Below are 19,686 nucleotides of genomic sequence, written 5' to 3' on the forward strand. Positions count from 1 at the left end.
TTTTTAGCCTCTAAAATTGAATTTGAATTAATCTAATTTACGCTTTCGTCTTAACAACAAAAGAGAATGTCATTATATCGTTTATAAATTTATCTTTTAATCCTTCAAAGAATTTTTTAGATCCATATTTTACATTAAAGTCTGCTCTATCTACATTAAATGCTTCACTTTTAAAAACGGTAACTCCGTTTTCTGTAGCAATTGTTGCAGGTATTGTAATACTTTTTGTTACATCTTTAATTTGTAAGTTACCTGTTACCGCTAATTTACCCGCTTCTTCTTCTACTTTTGTAATTACAAATTTAGCTGTTGGGTATACTGCAACATCAAAAAAGTCTTCATTTTTTAAATGTCCTTCAATTTTTCCAGCTCCTTCGCTACCTGCCATGTCTACATTTTTAATCGTAGCCATATCAATTACAAACTCACCATTAGTTAACTTACCATTTTCTATTAATAAACCACCGCTTTTTAAAGCAACTGTTCCATTATGTGCTCCTCCTGGTTTTGTTCCTTCCCAATTTAATACAGAAACTGCAGTATCTACATTATTTAATTCAGCTACGTTAACGGCAACTTTAACAGCTTCCTTTACTTCTACTTTTTCTTTCTTTTCTCCTTTACATGCAGTTAAAACTGATGCTACTACTACTAATGATAAAATTATTTTTTTCATTTTGTTTGATTTTGGTTTAAATTGACTTATTTTTATTTCCCATGGCAAATATATGTCATTTATTTTCCTTGGAAAGTATTATTAATACTTTTTTGATAAAATTAACAGTTTTGCTATTTTAGAGTGTTTACTCTTTTACTTTAGAATCGATGATAATTGTAACCGGACCATCATTTACCAAGGCTACTTGCATATCTGCACCAAACTGACCCGTTTGTACTTTTTTACCAATTTCTTTTTCTAACCTTTGTACAAAATTTGTGTACAAAGGAATAGCAATATCTGGTTTGGCTGCTTTAATATAACTGGGTCTGTTTCCTTTTTTGGTAGCTGCTTGCAACGTAAACTGGCTTACTACAATTGCTTCTCCTGCAATGTCTATAAGCGATTTATTCATTACTTCATTCTCATCATTAAAAACACGAAGGTTGGCAGTTTTTCTAACCAAGTAATTAACGTCTTCCTGATTATCATCTTCTACAATACCCAATAAAACTAAAAGTCCGTTTTTTATTTCTGCAACCTTATGGTTCTCTATGGTTACACTTGCCTCAGATACACGTTGAATTACAATTTTCATGACTTATTCATTATCTTCTTCGTTCCAAACATCGGTTCTAAAATGCTCTTTATCTTCATCTCCACTTAAAATTTGAAGATAACTTTTATAACGAGACCAAGAAACACGCTCTTCTTCTAAAGCTTCTTTTACAGCACATTGTGGTTCTTTGGTATGAATGCAATTATTGAATTTACAATCTTGTTTTAAGGCAAAAAATTCAGGAAAATAATCTCCTAACTCGTATTTATCAATATCTACAACTCCAAAACCTTTAATACCTGGAGTGTCTATAATTCTAGCATCGAAACCTAGATCAAACATTTCTGCAAAGGTAGTAGTATGTTTCCCTTGGCTATGTTGATCAGAAATTTCTTTCGTTTTTAAATTTAAAGTAGGTTCTATAGCGTTTACTAAAGTAGATTTACCAACACCAGAATGCCCAACAAACATAGATGTCTTGCCTGTCATTAACTCTTTAATGGTATCTATGTTTGTGTTTTCTGTTGCAGAAACCTCTACACAACGATAACCAATTGCTTCGTAAATATCTTTTAAATACAGAATCTCTGCTCTTTCTTCTAATTGATAAGAATCTATTTTATTAAAAACTAAAATAGTGTCTATTCTATAAGCTCTTGCTGATACTAAAAAACGATCTATAAAAGTGGCAAATGTTGGTGGATTATTAATGGTAATCAGTAAAAAAACTTGATCTATATTGGCAGCAATAATATGTGTTTGCTTAGAAAGGTTTACAGATTTTCTAACAATAAAGTTATCTCTATCTAAAATCTTTTTAATAACCCCAGTTTCTTCATCGTTCTTTTTCTCTAAATCGAACACCACTTTATCACCTACCGCAATTGGGTTGGTACTTTTGATGTCTTTAATTCTGAATTTCCCTTTGATTCTACATTTGTAAAATTCGCCGTTATCTGCTTTTACTTGATACCAGCTTCCTGTAGATTTGTATACGATTCCTGTCATTAGTACAAAGATGCAGAATTAAAATTGATTTAAGAAAAATTGGGTTGAAATTGATCGATGTTCATCAATTTTTAATACTACTTTCTCTTTGATTATGTATAGTTTGTTCTTTTGAACAGAGAGAGAAATTACATAAAGTTTGGTTGGGTTTATCTGATTACTGTTACGGGATTTCTCCTTGCGTCCATATAGGCCTCACAGGTTTTAAAAACCTGTGAGGCCTGAATATGTTGTTGGTAATCTTAAAAAAACTTCCATTCTAGGTTAACACTACGCGTTAAGGATTGAGCAATTGTTTGAGCTCTTTTTTGTTTTGTTACAAAAAAAGCGAGTGCGAAAGCCTGACCACACTTTTTTGTGTGGTAACGCCCAAAAAAAAACACCATCAAATTATAAAAATCTGAAGGTGTTTTAAATAAAATTCTATGTTTAAAAAACTATCCGTTGATAATTTTTTCTTGGTGAACGATAGATTCTTGGTGAATTGCTTTAAACATTTTTAAAACAAATTCTTCACTTAAACCTTTGCTACTACCTTCCATAACCATGTTTCCTAAAATCTCGTTCCAACGACGTGATTGTAAAACAGCTACGTTTTGATCTTTCTTTAATTGACCTATTTTGTCTGCAACTTGCATTCTTTTACCTAATAAATCGATTAACTGATCGTCTACTACATTAATTTGAGCTCTTAAGTTTTCTAAAGGCTCTCTGTAACTAACTGCAGTTTCAGTTTCCTTTTTAACTTTTAAGTCTTGCATTATTTGCTTTAGAGCATCTGGCGTTACTTGTTGTGCTGCATCAGACCAAGCATTTTCTGGATCAAAGTGAGTTTCTATCATTAAACCGTCGAAGTTTAAATCTAAAGCTGTTTGACAAACATCAAAAATCATATCTCTCTTTCCTGTAATATGAGAAGGATCGTTGATTAATGGTAAGTCTGGAAATTTATTTTGAAACTCAATAGCTAATTGCCATTCTGGTGTGTTTCTATATTTTGATTTTTCGTATGTTGAAAATCCTCTGTGAATTGCTCCAAGATTTTTAATACCTGCAGTATATAATCTTTCGATACCACCTAACCATAAAGCTAAATCTGGATTTACTGGATTTTTTACTAATACAATTTTATCTGTACCTGCTAAAGCGTCTGCAATTTCTTGCATAATAAAAGGTGATACTGTAGAACGTGCACCAATCCATAATAAATCTACATCGTGCTCTAAAGCTAACTTTACATGTGCTGCATTTGCAACTTCTGTACAGGTTTTCATACCTGTTTCTTCTTTTACTTTCTTTAACCAGTGTAAACCAATCTCACCAACACCTTCAAACATTCCTGGTCTTGTTCTTGGTTTCCATATTCCTGCTCTAAAATAGCTTACATCAGAATCTTTTAGTTCGTGTGCAATTTTTAAAACCTGTTCTTCGGTTTCTGCACTACAAGGCCCTGCTATTACTAGTGGATGATTTAATTTCATATCGTCCAACCATGTTCTTAATTCTTTTGTATTCTCCATTTTTCTACTTGTTGTGGCTTATTATTTTATGCCGTTTAAAATTTGCTTTATATAATTTGTGTTCTCCATTTCGTTAAAAATTTCAGAGAAATTATCTTGTTGCATCAACTCTTTAAAATGTTGTAAATTATTGATGTACTCTTCTAACGTTTCTATTACGTTTGTTTTGTTTTGTTCAAAAATTGGTGTCCACATTGCTGGCGAACTTTTTGCCAGACGCACTGTAGATGCAAAACCAGAACCTGCCATATCAAAAATATCGCGCTCGTTTCTTTCTTTATCAATGACCGTTTTACCTAACATAAATGCGCTTATGTGAGATAAGTGCGAAACATACGCAATATGCTTGTCATGAGAAACCGGATCCATGTAACGAATACGCATCCCAATGTCCATAAAAAGCTTTAATGCTTTTTCTTGAAGTTTAAAAGTTGTCTTTTCTACTTCGCAGATAATGTTCGTTTTTCCAACGTATAAGCCAGAAATAGCCGCTGTTGGTCCAGAATTTTCTGTCCCTGCAATTGGGTGACATGCTAAAAAATTTCTTCTTTTTGGATGATGTTCAACTGCTTTACAAATTGCTTCTTTTGTTGACCCAGCATCAACAACCAAACCATTATCAGAAATTTTATCTAAAATTGTTGGTAATAATTTTACGGTAGCATCTACCGGAATTGATACAATTACCAAGTCTGCATTTTCGATATCGTCTAAAGTTGCCTTCTTATCAATTAGGTTTAATTCTAATGCCTTGTTTAAGGTTTCGTCTTTTCTACTAATTCCGTGAATTACAACATCTGGATTGTTTTTTTTAATATCGATAGCAAAACTACCGCCTATTAAACCAATACCAATCATGTATATATTTTTCATTTATTTTTGCTTTATGCCTTAGGCTCTAGGCTTTATGCCCAGAGTTTAAAGCTTATTGCTTATAGCTTATAGCTTATAGCCTTGAAATTGCTTCTTTAATGATATCGGTTGTTACACACAATGAAAAACGGATATAACCTTCTCCTTGAGAACCAAAAATGGTTCCTGGTGTAATAAAAATATCATGATCGTATAAAACAGCATCTGTTACTTCTTCAGATTTTTTACCTGCTGGTATTTTTGCCCAAACAAATAATCCTGTTGAATTTTTATTATAAACAGCATCCAATTTGTCTGCCAATTGCCAAATTAAGTTTCTACGTTCTTCGTATATTTTATTTTGTGCTAAAAACCAATCGTCTGATAATTGTAATGCTTCTATGGCTCCTTTTTGAATTCCGTAAAACATACCAGAATCCATATTAGATTTTACCTTTAAAATCTCGTTGATGTAAGATTCTTTTCCGATTACCATTCCAACTCTCCAACCTGCCATATTAAAGGTCTTGCTTAAAGAATTTAATTCTAAAGCAATGTCTTTTGCGCCTTCTACTTGTAAAATACTAATAGGATTATCATTTAAAATAAAACTATACGGATTGTCATTAATAATTAAAATATGATGTTTTTTACCAAAAGCAATCAACTTTTTAAATGTTTCTAAAGTTGCGTTTGTACCTGTTGGCATGTGCGGATAATTTACCCACATAATTTTTACATCTGATAAATCTTGTGCTTCTAATTCTTCAAAATTTGGTTGCCAATTGTTAGCATCACTTAAATTATAAAAAAGAGGTTCTGCGCCTACCAACTTGGTTACAGAAGTATAGGTTGGATATCCAGGATTGGGAATTAATACTTTATCGCCTTCGTTTAAAAAAGCCATAGATATATGCATAATCCCTTCTTTACTTCCCATTAAAGGCAATACTTCATTTTCTGGGTTTGAATCTACAGAGAACTTGTTTTTGTAAAAAGTAGCAATCGCATTTCTTAATTCTGGCAATCCTTGATAAGATTGATATTTATGCGCACTTGCATCTCCTAAACTACCTTGAATTGCTTCTAAAACCGTAGTTGGTGGTTGCAAATCTGGAGACCCAATTCCCATATTAATAATTGGTTTACCTGCTGCTACTAATCCTCTAACTTCTCTTAATTTTTTAGAGAAATAGTATTCTTGAACTGTATCTAATCTTTTGGCTGGTTTAATCATAATAACTGCGCTATTTTCTCCCGTTTTTATAAGTTCCTAAAATCTTGAATTCTTCTGCCATTATTTCTATAATAGCTTGTGCTTTTTCGTAATCTTTATATGCCTCAAAAGTTACATCCACAAAAAAAGAATATTTCCAAGGAGTTTCTATAACTGGTAAAGATTGAATTTTTGTTAAGTTCATTTTGCAATCGCTCATTACATTTAAGATGGCTGCTAAACTTCCTCTTTTATGATTCAATTGAAACTTTAAGGATGCTTTATTTACTTCTTCATCAACAGCGGGCTTTTCTGTTTGTACAATTACAAAACGTGTAGAGTTGTCTTTTATGGTTTGAAGTTCATCTTCTATCACTTCCAAATCAAAAATTTCTGCTGCTATTTGTGGTGCAATTGCTGCAATACCTATTAAATTTTCTTTAGATATTCTTTTAGCAACCTCTGCCGTATCTACATCTTCTACTAATTTAATATGAGGATACTTTTTAAAGAACTCTTTACACTGTAGCAATGCCATTGGGTGCGACCAAACTTCTTTTATATCTTCAATCCCCTGACCTTTTAAAGCCATTAAATGATGATGAATATTTAAGTATTCTTCTCCTATAATATGAAGATTATTTTGATCTATTAAAGCATAATTAGGTATAATAGAACCTGCAATAGTGTTCTCTAAAGCCATAATACCCAAATCTGCAGAGTTGTCTAACAAACTATCTACCAAGACATCAAAAGACATGCATTCTTTTAAGTCTATTGATGTTCCATAAAAATCGCGTGCAACTTTATGGTGGTTTGAGCCTTCCGCTCCCTGTATGGCTATAATTTTATTCATTAATTTTAAATAATGTCAAAAAAAAAGCCTCGAATGAAATTCGAGACTTTATATGATATGAATGTTAGTTAACAACATGTTACAAAGTCTCCTCTCTTACTAAAAAAGTAAAAGTAAAAATAGAAACAAGTAAAGTAGTTATTTAACATTTGTGTTCTCTTTGTTTAAAGGAACAAATCTAAAGATTAAATTGAAACAAACAAATTAAATAGCATTTTTTATAAAATAATTGACATATTATTAAAAATCACATAAAATGCAAGGCTACCATTATGAAATTCTTCAACCAAAAAGGGTTTAGAAACAATATTCTAAATTTTAAACCACTCTTTTACCAATTCTTTTTCTATTGGAGCAACTGTTTTATGGCTATAATCGTTTTTAATTGCTTCATATTGATAGTCTTTAGACCATTCCTCAATATTTTCAGTCAAATCTTTTAAAGATGCACAGATAAAATTTAATTCTTCTGTAGTAATTGTTGGATGCACAGACAAACGGACCCAACCTGGTTTTTGAGTATTGCAGCCGTGTAAAATTTCATCTTTAATTCTATTAGAAGTTGCATGATCTACATTTAATAAAAAATGTCCATAGGTTCCTGCGCAAGAACAACCTCCTCTTGTTTGAATTCCGAATCTGTCATTTAAAAGCTTTACAACAATATTAAAATGATATTTTTCAAAATAGAAAGAAAAGATACTCAAGCGTTCTTTATGATTTGGTGCTAGAATTTTAACTCCAGGTAGACTTTCTAAAGTATCAAAAACAACTTCGTTAATTTCTTCTTCTCTTTTTTTGATGTTTGCAACGCCCATCTTTTCTTTTAACTGAATAGAAAGTGCAATTCTAATGGTTTGTAAAAAACCAGGTGTTCCTCCATCTTCTCTTGTTTCTACGTCATCAAAATAATCATGTTGCCCCCAAGGGTTTGTATAACTTACGGTTCCGCCACCTGGGTTATCCGGAATTGTATTTTTATACAATTTCTTATTAAAAATTAACACACCAGAACTCCCTGGTCCTCCTAAAAATTTATGAGGAGAAAAAAATATGGCATCTAAATATTCTTCTTCTTCTTCTGGATGCATATTAATATCAACATAAGGCGCACAACATGCAAAATCTACAAAACACAATCCGTTATAACTATGTATCAGTTTTGCAACTTCGTGATAAGGAGTTTCTATACCTGTTACATTAGAACAAGAGGTTATGGAAACTATTTTTATTTTTCTAGCTTGATGTTTTTGAAAACATTTTTCAAACTCTTTTAAACACAACAATCCTTCATTATTACAAGGCACAACCTCAACATCGGCAATAGTTTCTAACCAAGAAGTCTGGTTAGAATGATGCTCCATGTGAGAAACAAAAACAATAGGTTTTAAATCTTCTGGAATCTCTGTATAATTCTTTAATTTTTCTGAAACCTTTAATCCTAAAATACGTTGAAATTTATTGACAGCACCTGTCATTCCCGTACCTGCCGTAATTAAAACATCATTTTTTGTTGCATTTACATGTTGCTTAATAATGTTTCTAGCTTCATGATACGCCAAGGTCATGGCTGCTCCTGAGGTAGATGTTTCTGTATGGGTATTTGCTACAAAAGGACCAAATTGATGCAGCATTTTATCTTCAATTGGCGCATAGAGTCTGCCACTTGCAGTCCAGTCTGTATAAATCAATTTTTGTTCTCCATAAGGAGATTGAAACGTTTGATTTATGCCCACAATATTTTCTCTAAATTGATTAAAATACTGCTCTAAATCTAACTTCCCTATATTTTCTTTTGATGACATCATACCTTATAAAAGTTTCAAATTCATTTATTAGACGAACGTTTATTTAAAATTTGATATTCCTTCTTGTAACCAACTATGATAAGTATCTACATTTGGAGTGTACGCGACAGGATTAATTAAGTTTTCTTCATTATGATCTATTAAAACATAAAAAGGCTGTGTATTTGTTTTGTATTTAATGGTTTGTAATTCGCTCCATTTTTGACCAATATACTTTAATTTCTTTCCAGGTTTTAATTTAGAATCTACAATTTCATCGTCTTTTAACTTACGTTTATCATCAACATATAATGAAATTAAAATTACATCATTTTTTATACTTTTCAAAACCTTTGGTTTTACCCAAACATTTTGTTCCATCTTTCTACAGTTTACACATGCATGCCCTGTAAAATCTAACATTACTGGTTTTCCTACTTTTTTTGCATATGCCAAACCTTTATCATAATCATTAAAAGCTAAAATATTATGAGGTGCCATTAAATGTGCTCCTTCAGGAATTTCAGATACCGTTCCTCCGCTTCCCATCTGCGTATAACCTACTCCATAAGGAGATTCACTATAATGTTGTGGTGGTGGAAATGCACTAATTATATTTAAAGGTGCTCCCCATAAACCAGGAAATAGATATAAGGTAAATGTTAACGTTACCAAACCTAAACTTAACCTACCAACAGAAATATGTTTTAAAGGAGAATCGTGTGGTAATTGTATTTTACCAAAAAGATATAAGGTTAACGTACCAAAAATGGCAATCCAAATAGCTATAAATACTTCTCTTTCTAATAAATGTGCTTGTAAAACCAAGTCTGCATTCGATAAAAATTTAAAAGCTAAAGCTAATTCTAAAAACCCCAAAACTACTTTTACCGTGTTTAACCATCCGCCAGATTTTGGCAATGAATTTAACCATCCAGGAAATGCTGCAAATAACGCAAAAGGCAATGCAATTGCTGTAGAAAAACCTAACATACTTACAATGGGTGCAATCCTTTCTCCTGTTGTAGCTGCTGCTACTAAAGCAGAACCTACTAATGGACCTGTACAAGAAAAAGAAACAATTGCCAACGCTAATGCCATAAAAAAGATGCCAACAAAACCTCCTTTATCGGCTTTAGAGTCTATTTTTGTTCCCCAAGAACTTGGTAAAACTAATTCAAATGCTCCTAAAAAGGATGCTGCGAAAAACACTAATATTAAAAAGAAGATAATATTAAACCAAACATTTGTAGACAATGCATTTAAAGCGTCTGGACCAAAAATAGCACTAACTGCTAAACCAATAACTACATATATAAGTATAATTGATACGCCATAAATAATAGCATTTCTTATTCCTGCAGCTTTTGTTTTACTTTGTTTTGTAAAGAAACTAACCGTCATCGGAATCATAGGAAACACACATGGAGTTAACAAGGCTGCCAACCCTCCTAAAAAACTTAGAAAAAACAACATTAACAAGCTAGAATCCTCTTCAGTTGGCATACCATCTGATGCATTTAAAACAACATCTTCTGTAACTCCATTTTTTAATTTAAAAACCAAGTCTATTTCTGTTGGCGCTAAACATTTAGAATCATCACAAACCATAAATTCCACAACTCCGTTAATCGTATTAACGCCTGCAGTCGTTTTAATTCTTTGTTTAAATATAGCACTGTTTTCGAAAAACTTAATTTCCATCTCAAAAACAGGGTCATCTACTGTATGCCCTTCCTCTTCCTCTGTACTTCCTTTTAAAGAGTAGTTTCCTTTAGAAACATCATAGGTAAATGTTGTAGGTATTGGTCCATCATCCGGAACATCTTGTGAGTACAAATGCCACCCCTTTTCTATAGTAGCTTCTGAAATTAAAATAAACTCTGTATCAGAAACTTTTTTTACAGACGTAGACCATTTTACAGGATCTTCTATTTGAGAGAATATTCCTAAACTAAATGTTAGAAATAAAAAAATAAATATATTCTTCATAAATTAAAACAATAATAAAAGGGCTGATTAAAAGGACACTTACCTACTTTAATTTCTTTCACTTATCAAAGATAAATAATTAGAGAATACTAAGTTTAACGAAAGTAGATTTTAACAAAAGAGTAGCATTTTTTTTAGCAAATAACCAAAACGAAAAAAAATAAAATCACAATTTAAAATTCACAAAAAATAAATGTGATTTTTTTTATTTTTTATTGTTTAAAACAAATTATTTGTATATTTGCGAGCGTTAAGAAGATTCATCTTAACACCCCCCTTAAACATTTATCGCTTCCCCCAAAATCATTTTCAAAAAAAGAAACCATGAAAAAAACTACTTTTCAGGTATGTGAATTTGGGGAAATTCAACGCCTATTAAAAAACAAAACAAAAAGCACGTTACTACTTGTAGCACTGCTATTTACCTCCTCATTTATTGTGAATGCACAAGTGGTACCGGCAGACACAAATGACAACATTAGTTTTTATAAGAAATTCTCTGGTGCCAACCTTACATATAAACAAATAGGGAATAGTGAAATTAAATACAATATAAATAGCACCGATTTTTCTATATGTGCTAAAAACAACGGAGCAGCCACAAGCGCTAATTTAGCACTACCTGCAGATGCCGTAATAAAAGCAGCCTATATACAATGGTTTGCCCTTGTAAAACATGGTAGAACCAACCCTAACATAACAAGTTATGCTCCGCTAAAAACCTCTATTCCAGTTACTTTTCCTAACGGAACTAAAAAAACCATAAATAAAATTAAAAGCTATAGAGAATCGGTTCCTTTTATTGGTTTAAATCTAAAGTATGAAGGGTATTTAGCAGATATAACAGCCGATGTTTTAGCACTATCAAACCCTGCAGGAACCTATACTGCAGATATCATTTTAACAAATGATTATGACGCATTAAAAGGAGCATGTGCCTACGCTCAAGAAAATGTAAGAGCTTGGCAAATGGTTGTAGTATATGAATCCCCAACAGATGAGAGTGGTATCAACCAAGTATATCTATATGATGGTTTAAAAGGCTTCTTAGGAGAAACTATAAAAATACCCGTAGATGGTTACAAAGTACATTCCGGAGATACTGCTGGTAGCATCTCTGTAGCTTCTTTGCAAGGATCTCCTAATTTGAATGGAGAGTTTATAAATTCTTCAGATGCAGCATTTGGTTCTTTTCCTCCAGATTTCGCAAATTCAGGAGGAGTTTCAAACCCTGCACCTGGTACAAATGCTAGCGCAGGAAGCCCTTATGGTGGTTGGGATATTGATGTTGTTAATAGTCATTTTACCCCAGGTACTACAAGCTTAGAATTAAGCGCAGGTTCTACTGGAGACCTTATTCTGTTTGATTTATTTGTATTAAAAATACCTACAGGAGGATTGGTGGTGAATAAAAAAACCACAACACCTAATGTTAATATAGGTGAAAACGGTACTTATGAAATTACCTTAAAAAATGTAACTGACGTAGATTTAAAAGGAATAACTGCAAAAGATATCTTACCTCCTGGTTTTACGTATGCAACTACAGCAAACATAGTGTTAGACAAAGCAACACAAACAGCTACAACAACACCATCTATAGGAGATACAACACTTAATTGGGGTACTTTTGATATTAATGGAAAAGGAAGTGTAACTATTATCTTTGACATAAATGTCCCTGAAAACGAACCTTTAGGTACTTATAGCAATGCAGCTACAGCTACCGTTTCATCTCCAAGCGACACTGTTATTACAAACTATGATGGTAGTGGTTCTAATGACGACATCACTGTAGGCAACCGTTGTGACGCAAAGTCTTCTGGAAACTTAGATACTGATGGAGATGGTATTAGCGACATTTGTGATTTAGATGATGACAACGATGGTATTTTAGATGTAGATGAAAATATTTGTGGTAATAGTGGTACCCCTCTGCTTTATGAAGATTTTGGGGTTGGTAATGCTACAACTAGTTCTCCTTTATCTGGAGGAATAACTACAAATTACACATATTTAGAATTAAATAATCCATTTAGCAGTAATTTAGAAGATGACTTTTACGCTGTATTTAACAACATACCTACATCAGCAAGTTGGGCTAATGAAAAATGGCAAACTATAGGAGACCATACTAGCGGTAGCCTTACACCCACCAGAGATAATATGTTAATGGTAAATGCAGGTCAAACACTTGATGTCATTTATCAGAAAACAATAACCGGTGTTGCTGCTGGTGCACATTTAGACGTATCATTTTGGGTACTAAATTTAGATGTAGATAATGTAATTAATAATGTACCACAACGAGTTTTACCAAACATACAAATAGAACTTTGGCAAAACGGAGCACTTTTAGGTCCTGCAGTAAATACAGGAAATATTGTACGTAAAGCAGCAGGTAGTAGTACTGCTTGGAGGTATTATAAAACAATTGCTCCTTTAATAACTCTAAATAGTAGCAACATTACCGTTGTTATTAGAAACAACACCAAAGCAACAGACGGAAACGATTTAGCTATTGATGACATTATAGTAAGACAATTATGTAACACAGATTCAGATGGTGATGGTATTCCTAACAGTTTAGATTTAGATTCAGATAACGATGGTATTCCAGACGTTATAGAAACTGGCGGTGTAGATGAAAATAATGATGGAATGGCAGACGGAGAAGTTGGTAATACTAAATCAACTAACGGAATTCCTAGTAGTGCCGGTACTGGTAACTCACTAATATCTACAGATAGCGATGGTGTACCAGACTATATAGATATTGATGCAGACAATGATGGTATTCCAGACAATATAGAAGTACAAACCACTGCAGATTATATAGCTCCAAGTGGTGTTGGTACTGCTATGGCAGATAGTAACAACAATGGTATAGATGATCGTTATGAAGCAGGTGATAAAGTTTTTATCCCTGTAGATACTGATGGCGATAAAATACCAGATTATTTAGACTCAGACTCAGACAATGATGGCATTCTTGATATTGCAGAAAATGGAGACCCACAAAATGTTCTTACCGGAATCGATACTGATGGTGATGGTTTAGATAATGCTTTTGATGACAACACAGACAACCCTAATACTGGATTTACAGTAAATGACGGTGTAAGTCCAAACAACAAAGTAACAAACTTAACTACTTTAGAAAACTCTTTTGGAGATGAAGATAATGACTTTAACCCTAGCAATCCTGCTACAGGAAATCTTGATTATAGAGATATTAGAGACAACGATAAAGATGGCATTGCAGACAGCATCGATTTAGATGATGATAACGATGGCATACCAGATACTGTTGAAAATGGAGGAAACATTGCCGAAGGTGATGAAGATGGAGACGGTATTCCTAACTATTTAGACACTAATGATAACGGTAATGGAGATGGTAGTACTACAAACTATACAGATGCCGATGGTAATGGTATTCCAGATGTATATGATACAGATGGTGATGGCGTTCCAAATCATTTCGATTTAGACTCAGACAACGATGGTATTCCAGATATCGTAGAAGCTGGTGGTATAGATACTGACGGAAACGGAAAAGTAGATGATATTAATAGCAACGGTACATTAGTAAACGACAAAGATAAAGATGGTTTAGATGATCGTTACGATGCTAACGTAACAGGTGGAACTAATGGAAATGCAATTACAAACCCAGACTCAGACGGAGACGGCATTCCTGATACTCAAGATTTAGATTCAGACAATGATGGTATTCCAGATATCGTAGAAGCGGGGGGTACAGATACAAACGGAGATGGTATTGCAGATAATATCAATCCTAATGGTTCTCTAAAAAACGATATAGATAATGATGGTTTTGATGATCTTGTTGATGGCGATGTTGGCCAACTTGGTACACCTAATAACAAAGACAATGCTTTAATTATTACTGGAAGTACAGATGCAAACAACGATGGTAAACCAGACACATATACTACTGGAGATACTGATGGTGATGGTATTCCTAATCACATAGACTTAGACTCAGACAACGATGGTATTACAGATATCACAGAAGCTGGTGGTATTGATGCCAATGGTGATGGTAAAATAGATGACATTAATACTAATGGTACGTTAAAAAACGATGCAGATAACGATGGTTTTGATGATGCCGTAGATGGTAATGTTAACGGTACTAATAATCAAAATAATGCATTAATAGTTACTGGAACTGACACAGATGGTGATGGCAAACCAAATACGTATCCTAATGGAGATACAGACAAAGATAATGTCTTAGATTTCCTAGACTTAGACTCAGACAATGATGGTGTCCCAGATATCATAGAAGCTGGTGGTATTGATAGCGATGGAAACGGAAAAGTAGATGACATTAACTCAAACGGTACTTTAATAAACGACAAAGACAAAGACGGTTTAGATGATCGTTATGATACTAACGTAACAGGTGGTACTAATGGAAATGCTATTACAAACCCAGATACAGATGGTGATGGTATTAAAGACACACAAGATTTAGACTCAGACAACGATGGTATTCCAGATGTTGTAGAAGCAGGTGGTACAGATACAGATGGTAATGGTATTGCAGATACTTTTACAGATATTGATGGTGATGGTTTTAATGATTATGTAGACGGTGATGTAAACGGAGCTATTAACATAGACAAAGCTTTAATAATCACAGGAAGTACGGACTCAAACAACGATGGTAAACCAGATACCTATACTACTGGAGATAAGGACGGAGACGGAATTCCTAATTATGTAGATCTAGATTCAGATAATGATGGTATTCCAGATTTAGTAGAAGCTGGCGGTATTGATACTGACGGAAATGGATTAGTAGATAACATTAATAACACAAATGGAAAACTAATAAACGACGTAGATAATGATGGTTTTGATGATGCTGTAGACGGTAATGTTAACGGAACTAATAACCAGGCAAAAGCTTTAATAACTACAGGATCTGATACAAACAATAATGGTAGACCAAACACCTACCCTAATGGAGATACAGACAACGATGGTATATTAGACAGTCTAGACCTAGATGCAGACAACGATGGTATTCCAGATTTAATTGAAGCTGGCGGAATAGATACGGACGGAAATGGAATTGTAGACAATGTTGGAAGTAATGGTAAATTAATAAACGATACAGATAACGATGGTTTTGATGATGCTGTAGACGGACAAGTAGTTGGAACTTCTAACGACAAAGACAATGCACTAGTAGTTACAGGTACAGATACTGATAGCGATGGTAAACCAAACTCTTATAATACAGCAGATAGCGATAAAGATGGTATTCCTAATCATTTAGATTTAGATTCAGACAACGATGGTATTGTAGATATTATAGAAGCTGGCGGTACAGATGCCAACAGAGATGGTAAAACAGACAATATTAATGCTAATGATAAATTATTAGCCGACACTGATAACGATGGTTATGATGATAATATTCAGAATACACCTTTATTAATTACAGGGTCAGATACAGATTCTGATGGAAAACCAAACTCTTACGTTAAAGGAGATGCTGATAACGATGGAAAACCAAACTTTTTAGACATTGATGCTGATGATGATGGTATTCCTGATAATATTGAAGGACAAACAACAGTTGGTTACAAAAAACCATCTGGTACAGGAAACGGAATTATAGATAACAACAATAATGGTGTAGATGATGCTTACGAATCTGGATCAAATATTGGTTTAATACCAGAAAACACCGATGGTGATACAGGTGCTAATTATGTACCAGACTATTTAGATACAGATGCTGACAATGATGGTGTTCTTGATATTGCAGAAAATGGAGACCCACAAAATGTGCTTCAAATGGATGGCGGTAAATTAAAAGATACTGATGGTGATGGTTTAAATGATGCTTTCGATGATAACGTAGACAATTCTAATAATGGTTTCACCGTAAATGATGGTTTAAGCCCTAATAACAAAGTAGAAAATTTATTAGCATTAAAAAATTCTTTTGGTGATGTAGATGACGATTTTGATCCTAATAACCCAGCTACTGGTAATCTTGATTATAGAGATGTACCAAGCGCTGCAGACGCAATGATTACACAAGTATATCAATTTGGCTCAGAAAGATGGATAGAAGTAACCAACATAGGTATAACAGATATCCCTGCAAATACAATTAAAGTGCAACTATATAAAGACAAAACAATTAGTCAAATAGATGCTCTTGCAAGTGTAAAACCAAATGCAGAAGGCATTGTAAATTCTGTATTAAAAGCAGGTAAATCTGTTTTATTTAAAAACAACATAACCTCTTCTATTACAAATTTAGGAACGACAAACATTATAACTAATAAAGATTTAACCGATTTTATTGGAGGAAATGATGTTATTACACTTTCATCTGCTAGCGATGTGTATTCATGGACAAATAGATATGATGTAGCTTCTAGTATTGAGAACAACACGTCCGTTGTAAGAATTGATCAAACTTTGGTTCCTAATAGCACTTACACAGAAAGTGAATGGGTTGTTTTTATAGACGATGCAATACATACATATCAATCTGGATATGGCTCAGGAGACAGTAGTCCTAAAAGACATTCTCAAGCACCATTAATCTCCGAAATAGAAAATTCTAATACAGAAGCTAATACATTATTAGGTTTACACAGAATTAAGGAAACAACTACAAATTCAGACGGTACTTGGGATAATGGTTTTCCAGACAGATCTCGTTACGTTGTAATTGATGAAAACTACAATCATTCTGGAAGTAAACTAAGTGCTAGAAAACTAGATGTAATTTCAGCTAAAGAGCTAAGAATAATAGATAATTTATTAGTAGTTACAAATAGTATACTATTAAACGGAGACATTCGCTTAACTGGTGAAACTTCTCAATTGATACAAACACACACTAATGCTAGTGAAGTTTCCGGCAAAGGAAAACTATTTGTAGATCAAAATTCACAGGTAGATAGTAAGTATCGTTATAACTATATGAGTTCACCTGTAACAACTGTAAACAAAGACACTTATTCTCTTTCTACAGTACTAAAAGATGGTACAACGCCAAATAATCCAAAAGACATTACATTTGTTACAGGATATGATGGAAGTATTACCTCTACCGGTATTTCTTTAGCAGATTACTGGGTGTACACTTATGCAGCAGGTAGTAACGGAAGATCTAATTGGCTACATAAATATAGAAGTGGAGAAATAAATAGAGGTGACGGTTATACATTTAAAGGACCAGGAAGAGAGCAAAACTATACATTTGCAGGTACACCAAATGATGGTCTATTTAATACTAGTTATGAAATAAGCGCAGGACAATCCTATTTAATTGGAAACCCTTTCCCCTCTGCATTAAATGCTAGAAAGTTTATAGATGATAATAATAGCATAATTTCAACGCTTTACTTTTGGCAACATGTAGCTGAAAATAATGCTACAGGAACAATCGGACATAACTTTGGTGGATATATTGGTGGCTATGCTACCCAAAACATAACAATGGCTACCGCTGCTAATTTTGGTAAAGGTCAACCAACTAATAATACGCTTGAAGCTGAAGATGCGAGTCAATTAAATGGAGGAATTATACTTCCTATTGGATTAGGTACTGGTAAATATGAAGTTTCCTTAAACCTTAATGATCAAATATCCTTCTCTAATGTTCCTAATGGAGTAGACTCATTAAGAATTATATATAGAGCTGTTGGGAGTAAAAATCTAAAAATTAAGATCAATAATATTGAAAGAGGTGAATTTACCTTTCCAACTACAGTAAGTGGATTGTTTGTGCCTTATAATGAAATAAAATTTGCCATGTGTATAGAACCAGGAAGTGAGGTTACGTTAACTTCTAGTTCTAATTCTATAAACCCAATTTTTATAGATAAAATAATCTTAAAAGATCAAGATGGACAAATTGCTTGTACCTCAAATACAGGTGGTCCAGAATATGCAAATAAATTTAAAACCCCTGAACCTTATATTGCTATTGCGCAAGGATTCTTTGTAATAGGACATAACACTGGTAAAATTCTTTTCAACAATAGTCAAAGAGAATATAAAACAGAAGGAGAAGGCAATTCTATCTTTCTAAAAAGTGAAAAGAAAGTGTCTAAAACAAAAACATCTAGTTCTGAGTTACCTATTTTAAAACTTGGTATGAACTATTCTAATACAATAGGAAGTAGTTTACACCGTCAAATTGGAGTTTCTTTTAGTAAAGAAACCTCTTTTGCTTATGAAAACGGATATGATGCTCAAATGTACGATGTGAATCCTACAGACTTCTATTGGAAATTTCCAAACGACGCTAATAGTTATGTTATAACAGGTGTACAAGAAATCTCTGATGACTTAGAAGTGCCTTTAGAAATTGTAGTAAGTAAAAATAGTGTTATTAGTATTGTACTAGATGAAATTAGTAACATTAATCGAGATGTATTTATAAAAGACAAACTTAAAGGTAAAACACATAAAATTAATAATGCAAGTGCTACTTACCAATTAAAAGCAGGTACTTACACAGATAGGTTTGTTTTAGCTTTTGTTGCAGCAGATAGCGCTCTTGATTTAGAAGATGATATACTAGCTAAACAAACAACCGTTTATGCTGATAATGATAATCACAACATTGTAATTTCTAAAAATCAAGAAGTAAACATAAACAATGTAGAGTTATATGATATACTTGGTAAAAAAGTTATTCTTTGGAATATTAAAGAACAAAAAGAAACGTACCAATTAGAAATCAGAAAACAAATACCAACAGGTATCTACATTGTAAAAATGAATACTGATAAAGGCACAATAAACAAGAAAGTAGTAATTGAATAAAACAAAGTGTACACCTCTATTTTTTTTAACAAATAGAGATGTACATTAAATTAAAAACTATAAAGAAAAGGTTAGTAAGAGTTTTTTTTAAAAAAAATTTTAACTCTTTTATAATTTTTCAATTAGTCCCAACGATTGAATCCCTTTTCTCTATAGTTATTTTTACACTTATCAAAAAACTAGTACATTTTATTTGATAAGAACACCTCTTTACTATAACAATACTTTGTAGATAGTATACTTATTAACTACCAAAATTATATAGATTAACCCCTCATGCAGTAGTTTAAATAAAAAATATTTCTCAACCTCCACAAAATAATTATACGTAACTCTTAATTATTAAAAAATTATATTTTTAGAGAAGAATACTATTTTTATAAACTTTTGTTTTGTT

Annotated in this window: 10 protein-coding genes; 1 reads left to right on the forward strand and 9 read right to left on the reverse strand. The window is 32.8% G+C overall.

Annotation, left to right across the window (positions count from 1 at the left end):
• Positions 1 to 37: 37 nt before the first annotated feature.
• The 9 genes from GQR92_RS09785 to GQR92_RS09825 form a co-directional block, all read right to left on the reverse strand.
• On the reverse strand, positions 38 to 676 hold the full coding sequence (locus GQR92_RS09785) for a YceI family protein (protein ID WP_158839164.1): 639 nt from the start codon (positions 674 to 676) through the stop codon (positions 38 to 40).
• A gap of 127 nt (positions 677 to 803) precedes the next feature.
• Positions 804 to 1,256: a D-aminoacyl-tRNA deacylase gene (gene dtd / locus GQR92_RS09790; RefSeq protein WP_158839166.1), complete on the reverse strand. Its 453-nt coding sequence runs from the start codon at positions 1,254 to 1,256 to the stop codon at positions 804 to 806.
• 3 nt (positions 1,257 to 1,259) lie between these two features.
• Positions 1,260 to 2,225 carry a ribosome small subunit-dependent GTPase A gene (rsgA, locus tag GQR92_RS09795; RefSeq protein WP_158839168.1) on the reverse strand — a complete coding sequence of 322 codons (966 nt, stop codon included), beginning with the start codon at positions 2,223 to 2,225 and terminating at the stop codon, positions 1,260 to 1,262.
• Positions 2,226 to 2,662: 437 nt separating this feature from the next.
• Positions 2,663 to 3,745, reverse strand: a complete 1,083-nt coding sequence (locus GQR92_RS09800) for a bifunctional 3-deoxy-7-phosphoheptulonate synthase/chorismate mutase type II (RefSeq protein ID WP_158839170.1) — start codon at positions 3,743 to 3,745, stop codon at positions 2,663 to 2,665.
• 21 nt (positions 3,746 to 3,766) lie between these two features.
• Positions 3,767 to 4,618: a prephenate dehydrogenase gene (locus GQR92_RS09805; RefSeq protein ID WP_158839172.1), complete on the reverse strand. Its 852-nt coding sequence runs from the start codon at positions 4,616 to 4,618 to the stop codon at positions 3,767 to 3,769.
• A 73-nt stretch (positions 4,619 to 4,691) separates the two neighbouring features.
• Positions 4,692 to 5,834 carry a pyridoxal phosphate-dependent aminotransferase gene (locus GQR92_RS09810; RefSeq protein WP_158839174.1) on the reverse strand — a complete coding sequence of 381 codons (1,143 nt, stop codon included), beginning with the start codon at positions 5,832 to 5,834 and terminating at the stop codon, positions 4,692 to 4,694.
• 10 nt (positions 5,835 to 5,844) lie between these two features.
• Entirely contained in the window at positions 5,845 to 6,669 is an 825-nt protein-coding gene (locus GQR92_RS09815; protein WP_158839176.1) for a prephenate dehydratase, read from the reverse strand.
• Between the two features lie 311 nt (positions 6,670 to 6,980).
• On the reverse strand, positions 6,981 to 8,474 hold the full coding sequence (locus tag GQR92_RS09820; protein WP_158842093.1) for an aminotransferase class V-fold PLP-dependent enzyme: 1,494 nt from the start codon (positions 8,472 to 8,474) through the stop codon (positions 6,981 to 6,983).
• 42 nt (positions 8,475 to 8,516) lie between these two features.
• Positions 8,517 to 10,448 (reverse strand): protein-disulfide reductase DsbD family protein, encoded by a 1,932-nt coding sequence (locus GQR92_RS09825; protein WP_158839178.1) that lies wholly within the window; start codon positions 10,446 to 10,448, stop codon positions 8,517 to 8,519.
• A 324-nt stretch (positions 10,449 to 10,772) separates the two neighbouring features.
• Between GQR92_RS09825 and GQR92_RS09830 the strand changes: the two genes are divergently transcribed.
• On the forward strand, positions 10,773 to 19,289 hold the full coding sequence (locus tag GQR92_RS09830) for a T9SS type A sorting domain-containing protein (RefSeq protein WP_158839180.1): 8,517 nt from the start codon (positions 10,773 to 10,775) through the stop codon (positions 19,287 to 19,289).
• The last annotated feature ends 397 nt before the right edge of the window (positions 19,290 to 19,686 follow it).

It is taken from the genome of Polaribacter sp. L3A8, assembly GCF_009796785.1.
Taxonomy (GTDB): Bacteria; Bacteroidota; Bacteroidia; order Flavobacteriales; family Flavobacteriaceae; genus Polaribacter.